This window comes from Flavobacterium sp., assembly GCF_028712645.1.
Lineage (GTDB): Bacteria > Bacteroidota > Bacteroidia > Flavobacteriales > Flavobacteriaceae > Flavobacterium.
This window is the reverse complement of record NZ_JAQTPQ010000131.1, coordinates 1-10,182: the sequence shown is the minus strand read 5'-3', so window position 1 is coordinate 10,182 and position 10,182 is coordinate 1. Positions and strand designations below refer to the sequence as shown.

8 protein-coding genes and 2 tRNA genes are annotated in these 10,182 nt (G+C 33.5%); 5 read left to right on the top strand and 5 right to left on the bottom strand.

Annotated elements, in window-relative coordinates:
- From mutS to PHC28_RS10985, 3 genes are all read left to right on the top strand, one after another.
- The coding region (gene mutS, locus PHC28_RS10995) for a DNA mismatch repair protein MutS (protein WP_300100065.1) at nt 1–1,951 on the top strand (1,951 nt) is incomplete at its 5' end.
- Nucleotides 1,952–2,093: 142 nt separating this feature from the next.
- Nucleotides 2,094–2,166: transfer RNA gene (locus tag PHC28_RS10990), tRNA-Gly, on the top strand.
- 78 nt (nt 2,167–2,244) lie between these two features.
- A tRNA-Leu gene (locus PHC28_RS10985) sits at nt 2,245–2,330 on the top strand.
- Between the two features lie 240 nt (nt 2,331–2,570).
- On the opposite strand, the gene PHC28_RS10980 is transcribed toward PHC28_RS10985, so the two are convergent.
- Nucleotides 2,571–2,762: a hypothetical protein gene (locus PHC28_RS10980; protein WP_300100062.1), complete on the bottom strand. Its 192-nt coding sequence runs from the start codon at nt 2,760–2,762 to the stop codon at nt 2,571–2,573.
- Between the two features lie 308 nt (nt 2,763–3,070).
- Nucleotides 3,071–4,324 carry a glycosyltransferase N-terminal domain-containing protein gene (locus PHC28_RS10975; protein WP_300100059.1) on the bottom strand — a complete coding sequence of 418 codons (1,254 nt, stop codon included), beginning with the start codon at nt 4,322–4,324 and terminating at the stop codon, nt 3,071–3,073.
- Nucleotides 4,325–4,477: 153 nt separating this feature from the next.
- Here PHC28_RS10975 and PHC28_RS10970 point away from each other — a divergent pair, with 153 nt between their 5' ends.
- Both PHC28_RS10970 and galE read left to right on the top strand, forming a co-directional pair.
- Nucleotides 4,478–5,614 (top strand): DegT/DnrJ/EryC1/StrS aminotransferase family protein, encoded by a 1,137-nt coding sequence (locus PHC28_RS10970; protein ID WP_300100056.1) that lies wholly within the window; start codon nt 4,478–4,480, stop codon nt 5,612–5,614.
- Nucleotides 5,615–5,687: 73 nt separating this feature from the next.
- Nucleotides 5,688–6,704, top strand: coding sequence for a UDP-glucose 4-epimerase GalE (gene galE, locus PHC28_RS10965; RefSeq protein WP_300100053.1), 1,017 nt, complete (start codon nt 5,688–5,690; stop codon nt 6,702–6,704).
- Between the two features lie 100 nt (nt 6,705–6,804).
- Here the strand turns inward: galE and serB are convergent, their stop codons facing one another.
- From serB to clpX, 3 genes are all read right to left on the bottom strand, one after another.
- A complete protein-coding gene (gene serB / locus PHC28_RS10960) occupies nt 6,805–8,040 on the bottom strand; it encodes a phosphoserine phosphatase SerB (protein WP_300100050.1) in 1,236 nt (411 codons plus the stop codon).
- A 201-nt stretch (nt 8,041–8,241) separates the two neighbouring features.
- Nucleotides 8,242–9,291: a Fic family protein gene (locus PHC28_RS10955; RefSeq protein WP_300100047.1), complete on the bottom strand. Its 1,050-nt coding sequence runs from the start codon at nt 9,289–9,291 to the stop codon at nt 8,242–8,244.
- A 93-nt stretch (nt 9,292–9,384) separates the two neighbouring features.
- On the bottom strand, nt 9,385–10,182 hold a 798-nt coding region (clpX, locus tag PHC28_RS10950), incomplete at its 5' end, for an ATP-dependent Clp protease ATP-binding subunit ClpX (protein WP_300100045.1).

Here is a 10,182-nt window from a genome sequence, read left to right as displayed (position 1 = left end):
AACTATTTCTTTAAAAGGTTTTGGAATCGAAGAATTGAAAGAAGGAATTATCGCTTCGGGTGCAATTTTATATTATCTGTCTGAAACGCAACATAATCGGGTGCAACACATTACGGCAATCCAACGAATTGCCGAAGATGAATATGTTTGGATGGATCGTTTTACAATTCGAAACTTGGAATTGTATCATAGTTACAATCCTAATGCAGTCACGCTTCTTGATGTTATTGATAAAACGCTTTCGCCAATGGGTGGACGTCTTTTAAAAAGATGGTTGGCATTACCATTAAAAGATTTGAATAAAATCCGAAACCGTCATCAAGTAGTTTCTTATTTAAAAGATAATCGGGATGTTCTTAATAAAATTCAAAACCAAATCAAACAAATTTCGGATTTAGAACGTTTGATTTCCAAAATTGCTACTGGAAAAGTGTCTCCACGAGAAATAGTTTATTTGAAAGAATCTTTGGACGCAATTATTCCAATCAAAACTTTAGCGTTAGAAAGCCCACAAGAAGCCGTGAAAATCATTGGCGACAGCCTGCATAGTTGTGATTTATTGCGCGAAAAAATAGAAATCACTCTGAATCAAGACGCTCCAGTGGCGATTTTCAAAGGAAATGCGATTGCCAAAGGAATAAACGAAGAGTTAGACGATTTGAGGGCAATTTCAACATCTGGTAAAGAATTTTTGGAAGGAATTGAAAAAAGAGAATCGGAACGAACTGGAATTTCATCTTTAAAAATATCTTTCAATAATGTCTTTGGTTATTATATCGAAGTTCGAAATACACATAAAGACAAAGTTCCACCAGAATGGATAAGAAAACAAACGCTAGTAAGTGCAGAGCGATACATTACCGAAGAATTAAAGGAATACGAAACTAAAATTCTCGGAGCTGAAGAAAAAATCCACAAGATAGAATCAGAATTATTCGAACAATTAGTTAGTTGGATTGCTACTTATATTAAACCAGTTCAAATGAACGCGAATTTAATAGCGCAATTGGATTGTTTAAGCTCTTTTACGCAATTAGCTATCGAAAACAAATATGTTTGCCCTGATTTAGACGAATCATTTGAACTCGATATAAAAAATGGAAGACATCCTGTAATAGAAAAACAATTGCCTGTTGGAACGCCTTATATAGCAAATGATGTTTTCTTAGATAGAGAAACACAACAATTGATTATGATTACGGGTCCCAATATGTCTGGAAAATCAGCAATTTTACGTCAAACAGCTCTAATCGTTCTACTAGCTCAAATGGGAAGTTTTGTTCCAGCTGATAGTGTTAGAATGGGAATTGTCGACAAAATATTTACCAGAGTTGGGGCTTCAGATAATATTTCGATGGGCGAATCTACTTTTATGGTCGAAATGAACGAAACAGCTTCCATCTTAAATAATATTTCCGACAGAAGTTTGGTGTTGTTAGATGAGATTGGGAGAGGAACTAGTACTTATGACGGAATATCTATTGCTTGGGCTATTGCGGAGTTTTTACACGAACATCCTTCAAAACCTAAAACACTTTTTGCAACACATTATCACGAGTTGAATGAAATGAGTGAATCCCTACCAAGAATCCAAAATTATAATGTCTCTGTCAAAGAACTAAAAGATACGGTTCTTTTTATTCGAAAATTGGTAAAAGGAGGAAGCGCCCACAGTTTTGGAATCCACGTAGCTAAAATGGCAGGAATGCCACAAATCGTAATATTGAAAGCACAGAAACTTTTAAAAAAGTTAGAAAAAGATCACTCAAGCGAAGCTTTAAGTGGAATTAAATCGAGTAAAGATGAAATGCAAATGAGCTTCTTTAATCTTGACGATCCATTGTTAGAAGAAATCAAAGATGAGATTTTAAGTTTGGATATAAATACTATTACACCTATGGAAGCCTTAATGAAACTCAATGAAATCAAAAGAATGTTGACCAAAAAATAACTCTGATTGTTTTAAAGTTTAGGTTATCAGAAGGTTAACTTTTGTCTATTTATTTTTGCAAAAAACACTTGTGTAATTGAATTAATGTATTAAATTTGCATCCGCAATACGGTCAAGTATTGAGTTCTTTTAAAATCGAAATGCGAAAATAGCTCAGTTGGTAGAGCGCGACCTTGCCAAGGTCGAGGTCGCGGGTTCGAGCCCCGTTTTTCGCTCAAAACCATACTGCTCGGATGGTGGCTATATTTAATTAATTTTTTATAAAAATTAGATATAACATCGAAAAGCACAATGCTCGGATGGTGAAATTGGTAGACACGCTGGACTTAAAATCCAGTGAACAGCAATGTTCGTGCGGGTTCAAGTCCCGCTCTGAGTACAACAGAAAACCGTAAAGAATTAATTTTTAATTCTTTGCGGTTTTTTTATTTATAACAGTATTCCCATTTATAGAAATGACATTTTTTAAATTGTATTTAAAAATTTTAATTCAATAAAAAAGCCATTACATAACTTGTAATGGCTTTTTTATTTCAAACGCAAATAATTATTGAAATCGTTTAAAATTTAAAAAAAAAGCTACGCATTGCGTAGCTTATTTTTTTTCTGTAATTTAGAATTACTTAGCTTCTGGAGCAGCAGCAGCAGTTGTATCAACAGCTACAGCAGCAGTATCAACAGCTACAGCAGCAGTATCAACAGCTACAGCAGTAGTGTCAGCAGCAACTTCTTCTACAGGAGCTTCAGTTTTTTTACAAGAAACTACAGTCAACATAGCAACAACGGCTAAACTTAAAAATACTTTTTTCATCTTACTTTATTATAAAAGGTTAATTATTAATTCGGGGCAAAGATATAAATTTTTTAATAGCTAAAATATTTTTTCATATTTTTTTTAAAAAATAATATTCATTTGTAATATTCCTTTTTATCTCAATGATAGCGGCAGAATATCAATCCTTTAAAATATTTCATTTTTATTTGGAATTTGATATTCTTACATAGCTATCAAGTAGCATTATTGCAATTATTGATTTTATTTGACATTGAAACTATCAGTTATTATTTACTATTTAAATTTTGTTGTTTTAGGAAATAAACAAAAATAGGATTACAAAACTAGGATGATTTAGGATTCGAAATGTTTTTTATGATAACCTCTGTCGCTCCTTTATTCATTTGCACGAAAGTGTTGCAAATATGCCCTTTTTCATTTCTAATGGCATCGTTGCAAATCAAATTAGAAAAAACATCATTCAGTTCAGTTTTATTTGAAACAGAAGTACAACCTTCCAAATTAACTAGAGCCGTTGCTTCGGCAAAGTGGGAATAATTAGGCCCAATTACAATTGGAACACCAAAAGTGGCCGGTTCCAAAATATTGTGAACACCTGGATTCCCGAAACCGCCACCAACATAAGCAATATCAGCATAACTGTATATCTTGGTTAGAATTCCAATGGTGTCTATTATAAAGACATCAAAATCCTGTAGAGACGCGATTAATCGCGTCTCTACTTCTGAAAACAAAACTGTTTTTTTTGAAATACTATTCTTCAATTCTCGAATTTGTTCAGATTTAATGTTGTGTGGCGCAATTATAAATTTAACTTTTTCGGAAGTTTGATTGATGAAATCCACTAGCAAACTCTCGTCTTTTGGCCAAGAACTCCCAACAACAATCGTCAAAATATCATTTTTAAATTCAGAAATAAAATCCAAAGAATTATCTTTTTCTAGAATTGAAACTACACGATCAAAACGAGTGTCGCCAGAAATCGCTACATTAGTTTTGTCTAATTGCAACAATAATTTTTTTGAACTTTCATTCTGTACAAAAAAATAAGTAAAAGTGTCTAATGCTTTTCTGTAAAATCCGCCGTACCATTTGAAAAACATTTGGTTTTTTCTGAAAATGCCTGAAATTAAATAAGTTGGCGTTTCAAGTTTTCGAAGTTCGTTTAAATAATTGGGCCAATATTCATATTTGATAAAGAAAACCATTTCTGGATGGACTAATTTTAGAAACATTTGGGCTTTCTTTTGTGTGTCCAAAGGCAAATATACCGTAACATCAGCAACAGTATTGTTTTTACGGACTTCATAACCCGAAGGAGAGAAAAAAGTCAGCACAATTTTATGATTGGGATATTTTGTTTTTATTTTTTCGATTACAGGCAAGCCTTGCTCGTATTCGCCAAGTGATGCGGCGTGAAACCAAATGGCTTTATCACTTGGTTTAATTTTACTTTCTAAAATTTCAAAAACTGGCTTACGACCATCCACAAAAAGTTTAATTTTTGGACTGAAAATCGCCACTATTTTTAATAAAAAATCGGCAATTTGAACAATTAGATTATAAAGAAAAAGCATATCAAAAAATTTCTGTGGCTAAAATACGTTTTCTTTTAATTATCTATAAAATCATTCTGCTAAAATCCCTATTTTTGTTTCAAATTTAAAACTTTGTGAACTTTGTATTTTGCATAGTGAGCTTTGAGATTAAAGAAATAAAACAAAGAGTAAATGAAAAAAATCCAAATGGTTGACTTGAAAAGTCAATATGAAAAAATAAAAAACACCGTAAATACTTCCATCCAAGAAGTTCTTGATACCAACACTTACATTAATGGTCCTGAAGTGCATCAATTCCAAAAAAATCTTGAAGACTACCTCGAAGTAAAACACGTAATTCCTTGTGCCAACGGAACCGATGCTTTGCAAATTGCAATGATGGGACTGGATTTGAAACCTGGTGATGAGGTTATCACTGCTGATTTTACCTTTGCCGCAACTGTAGAAGTAATTGCTTTGTTGCAACTCACACCAGTTTTGGTCGATGTTGATTTAGACAATATGAATATTTCCATCGAAGGAATTCAAAAAGCGATCACACCAAAAACAAAAGCGATTGTGCCAGTACATTTATTTGGACGAGCTGCTAATATGGAAGCGATTATGGCAATTGCCAAAGAGAAAAATCTATTTGTAATCGAAGATAATGCGCAAGGTATTGGTGCCGATTTCAAATTTTCTGATGGAACTAAAAAGAAAACAGGAACTATTGGACATATTGGTTCAACTTCGTTTTTTCCCTCTAAAAATTTAGGATGTTATGGTGATGGTGGTGCCATTTTTACTAACGATGACGCTTTGGCACATAAAATTAGAGGTATTGTAAACCACGGAATGTATGAGCGTTACCATCACGATGTTGTGGGAGTAAACTCACGATTAGACAGTATTCAAGCTGCGGTTTTGAATGCAAAATTGCCATTATTGAATGATTATAACAAAGCACGTCGTGAAGCTGCAACCAAATATAATTCAGCTTTCGAAGGGAATAAAAATATCATAATTCCAGAGTTTGACAGCAATGAAGACAATCACGTTTTCCATCAATATACTTTGCGAATCATCAATGCCGATAGAGATGGTTTGATGCAGCATTTGCTAAGTAAAGGAATTCCTTGCGCTATTTATTATCCAATTCCGCTGCATTTACAAAAAGCTTATTTAGATTCTAGATATAAAGAAGAGAATTTTGTCGTGACAAATCAATTGGTAAAAGAAGTAATTTCGTTACCAATGCACACTGAATTGGACGATGAACAAATCAAATTCATCACAGATTCAGTTCTGGAATTTTTAAAAATAAATTAATTCTGTAGAGATGCATTGTAGAGATACACTGCAGTGCGTCTCTACAATGCGTCTCTACTATAAAAAAATAAATATGAAAATATTAGTAACAGGTGGCTTAGGTTTTATTGGTTCGCATACTGTGGTCGAATTGCAAAACGAAGGTTTTGAAGTAATCATTATAGACAATCTTTCTAATACCTCTTTGAAAGTTTTAGATGGAATTGCGAATATTACAGGAATAAATACAGCTTTCGAAAATTTGGATTTGCGTGAGAAAGAAAAAGTGCAGGAGTTTTTCAAAAGGCATCACGATATTTCTGGAGTGATTCATTTTGCAGCTTCAAAAGCAGTTGGAGAAAGCGTAGGAAATCCATTGTTGTATTATGAAAACAACATCAGCAGTTTGATTTATTTACTTCAAGAATTGCAAAAACTACCCGAAGCTAATATCATTTTCAGTTCATCTTGTACGGTTTATGGTCAAGCCGAAAAAATGCCAATTACTGAAAACTCCTCCATTCAGCCAGCGTTGTCACCTTACGGAAATACGAAACAAATTGGAGAAGAAATCATTACCGATGTCACCAAAGTATCGAACATTAACGCCATTTTATTGCGTTATTTCAATCCAATTGGAGCGCATCCTAGTGCAGAAATTGGGGAATTACCACTTGGAATTCCACAAAATTTGGTACCATTTATTACCCAAACCGGATTGGGTTTACGCCAAGAACTGTCTGTTTACGGTGATGATTATCCAACGCCTGACGGCACTGCGGTAAGAGATTATATCCACGTAGTTGATTTGGCTAAAGCACACGTAATAGCTATGAAACGTTTATTAAATAAAAAGAATTTAGAAAAAGTAGAAACCTTCAACTTGGGAACGGGAACGGGAAGCTCAGTGCTGGAAGTAATTCACGCTTTCGAAAAAGTAAGCGGACAAAAATTGCCTTACAAAATCGTGGCTCGAAGAGAAGGCGACATCACTTCAGCTTATGCCAATACAGATAAAGCGAACGATGCTCTGGGCTGGAAATCTCAATCAACATTAGAAGAAGCAATGGAAAGTGCTTGGAAATGGGAGAAAAAAATTAGGAGCAAATAATCAATCGAAATAGATTTACAAGAATTTTAAAAACCTGTTATTCAAAACACAAAATCCAGTTTGTTGATGCAAAACTGGATTTTGTGTTTTACAGTATCTACTACTCCTGCATCATATCAATATGTCTGTCGTGATAACCTAATAAATATAAAATCCCATCAAGTCCCAAACTAGATATTGAAGTTGCTGCATTTTCTTTTACTTTCTGCTTAGCGTGAAAAGCAATACCTAAACCTGCCAAGTTTAACATAGGCAAATCATTCGCACCATCACCCACAGCAATAGTTTGATTGATATGTATCCCTTCTTTCTCCGCAATGGCTTTTAGGTATTCTGCTTTTTTTGCTCCATCGACAATTTCGCCTAAATGTTTTCCGGTTAGTTTACCATCTTTTATCTCTAATTGATTGGCATAAACGTAATCAATACCTAATTCTTTTTGCAAATAATCGCCAAAATAGGTGAATCCTCCAGATAAAATAGCCGTTTTATAGCCGTAATATTTCAAGGCTTTCATCAATCGATGCGCTCCTTTTGTTATAGGTAAATTTATGGCAACGTTACGTAATACATCTTCGCTTAATCCTTCTAACAAAGCCATACGTTTTTTGAAACTTTCGCTAAAATCAATTTCACCATTCATTGCCGATTCAGTGATAGCTCTTACTTGCTCTCCTACTCCTGCTAAATCGGCTAATTCGTCTATTACTTCGGTTTGAATTAAGGTAGAATCCATATCAAAACATACCAAACGGCGATTTCTTCTATAAATGTTATCTTCTTGGAAAGAGATGTCAACATTCAATTTTCGAGAAATTTCCATAAAACTAGCTGTCATTGCCGTTTTATCAACAATATTTCCTGTTACTGATAATTGCACACAAGAACGAGGATATTCTTCAACTTCCACCACCGAAGTTCTTCCCGTTAATCGGATAATAGAATCAATATTTAGTTTTTGGTCTGACATTATTTTGGTTACCGCAGACAATTGTTTAGCAGTTAACTTTTCGCCCAAAACATTGATAATATACCGTTGATTACTCTGTGCTTTTACCCAAGTTTCATAATCAGGAATAGAAATCGGTATAAACTTGACCTTAATATCCAACTCATAAGCTTTGAACAATAAATCTTTCAAAACTGCTGCCGAAGAAGAGCCTGTTTTTATTTCAAATAAAATTCCTAAAGATAGTGTATCGTGAATATCGGCTTGACCAATGTCTAAAATAGTTGCATCATAAGTAGCTAAAATAGACGTTAAACCTGCCGTTACCCCAGGTTTATCTTGACCAGAAACTTTTAATAAAATAATCTCTTTATCTTCTATTGCCATTTTTATTTCTATTGATTTACGATGGGCAAAAATCGACAATCTATTGTAGATAAAAAAGGATATTGGTGGTTTTTTCACATAGCAAAAAAACAAAAAACCCGACAGGTTTTAAAACCTGTCGGGTTTGAAATATATTAATCAAAAAATTACGAAGCGATTTCCAATCGTTTCAATAAATTTCTATTCAAGGTTTCTTTTGTGTCAAAAATAGGTTTTTACCGCAAATTCAAATTGTTCTATAAAAATATTTTTAAAAACACTTATGTTATTTTGTTCATAAAAAACAAGCATTGCTTTTTTATAATCTATAGAATCGACCGTCCTAAAAGAGATTGGACAGTACTTATAATTAATTAAAATAGCATTACTTATAATTCTTGCTGTCCTTTTATTTCCATCCGAAAAAGCTTGAATATAAGAGAGTAATACCAAAGCCAACAATCCCTTCTCAAAAATATTATCTCTACTGTTGATAAGAATACACATATCTTCTAATGCTTCTTTTATTTGAAAAGCATTATCCAAAGGCTTATAATTGGTGCCAGAAATACCAACTCTTCTATTTCTAATATTTCTGTCAATGCCCAAACCCTCAACAAGCAAACTATGAATATCTTCTATTCGAGCAACAGAAAGTGGATTTACATAATCTGGATTCTCTAAAATAAAATCCAACGCTGCTTTATGATTCAATAACATAACTGCCTCATCTTTAGTCTTTCCAGATGCCGTTTCTTTTTCTTTTAATAACTTTTCAGTTTCTAATAAAGAATAGGTATTCCCCTCTATTTGCGAAGATTTCCAGCTTAAATCAATTGCCAATCGCTCAAATTCCTTATTGTATTCAACTTTTGTAAGTTTTGAAATATTTTCGGTAAAATTATCTTGAAGATGAGACAGCTTTTCCATTTCATCATTAGTGAATATTGAAATTTCGTTTAAAACCTCTTTGATAAGTTCAAAACTAAAACCCTCTTTTACTTCTCGATCATCAATCTCTTTTTCAAAATAAGCTTCAATATCTATTGGAAATAAAACATCCAAGCCTTTGCTTATAAAATACTTGGTTGACTTCCCTCTTCCAGTTGTAGCAACAAAATTTTTATCTATTAATACTGCAATTGTCCTTTTTACGGTAGCAAAAGCCACTAAATTTCCCAACCCCTCATAAATTTCTCTTGAAGAACTATTGGGATGTTTTTTAATATAATCCAGCAATCCATTTTCCAAATCCAATTTTAATTTTGCCATAAAAAACACTTTGAGCTCACAAATTTAACGAATAAAGCTCAAAAACGGATGTTTTTGAGCTTTATTTTGCTTTTTACTGAGCTTGAAATTTATTTAAGAAGCAATTTCCAATCGTTTCAATAAATTTCTGTTTAAAGTTTCTTTTGCATAATCCACGTCGATTTCTAATATTTTATCCTCAGAACTTGGTAATTCATACATCGCATCGGTTAGGATGGCTTCGCATAAAGAACGCAATCCTCGAGCTCCGAGTTTGTATTCCAATGCTTTTTCAACAATAAAATCCAAGGCTTCATCCGTGATACTGAATTCAACTTCATCCATCAAAAACAATTTTTTATATTGTTTGATTAAAGCATTTTTAGGTTGTGTCAAAATCGCTCTCAAAGTTTCCCTATCTAAAGGATCCATGTGAGTCAAGACTGGCAAACGACCAATTATTTCAGGAATTAATCCAAAATCTTTGATATCTTTCGGAATAATATATTGCAATAAATTGTCTTTGTCTATATTATCTACATTTTTAGATGTAGAATATCCAACAGCTTGACGATTCAATCGTTTGGAGATAATACGTTCCACACCATCGAAAGCACCACCGGCAATAAACAAAATGTTTTGGGTGTTTACCTCAACAAATTTCTGGTCAGGATGTTTTCTGCCTCCTTTTGGCGGAACATTCACAACCGTTCCTTCCAATAATTTCAATAAAGCTTGTTGTACACCTTCACCAGAAACATCACGAGTGATGGATGGATTGTCGCTTTTACGTGCAATTTTATCAATTTCGTCAATAAACACGATCCCACGTTCGGCGGCTTCAACGTTGTAATCGGCAACCTGCAACAACCGCGTTAGTAAACTCTCAATATCTTCGCCTACATAACCAGC

Coding starts and splice junctions, on each gene's coding strand:
- galE (WP_300100053.1), top strand. CDS start 5,688: ATGAAAATATTAGTAACAGGTGGCTTAGGTTTTATTGGTTCGCATACT.
- PHC28_RS10980 (WP_300100062.1), bottom strand. CDS start 2,762: ATGAAAAAAGTATTTTTAAGTTTAGCCGTTGTTGCTATGTTGACTGTA.
- PHC28_RS10975 (WP_300100059.1), bottom strand. CDS start 4,324: ATGCTTTTTCTTTATAATCTAATTGTTCAAATTGCCGATTTTTTATTA.
- PHC28_RS10955 (WP_300100047.1), bottom strand. CDS start 9,291: ATGGCAAAATTAAAATTGGATTTGGAAAATGGATTGCTGGATTATATT.
- PHC28_RS10970 (WP_300100056.1), top strand. CDS start 4,478: ATGAAAAAAATCCAAATGGTTGACTTGAAAAGTCAATATGAAAAAATA.
- serB (WP_300100050.1), bottom strand. CDS start 8,040: ATGGCAATAGAAGATAAAGAGATTATTTTATTAAAAGTTTCTGGTCAA.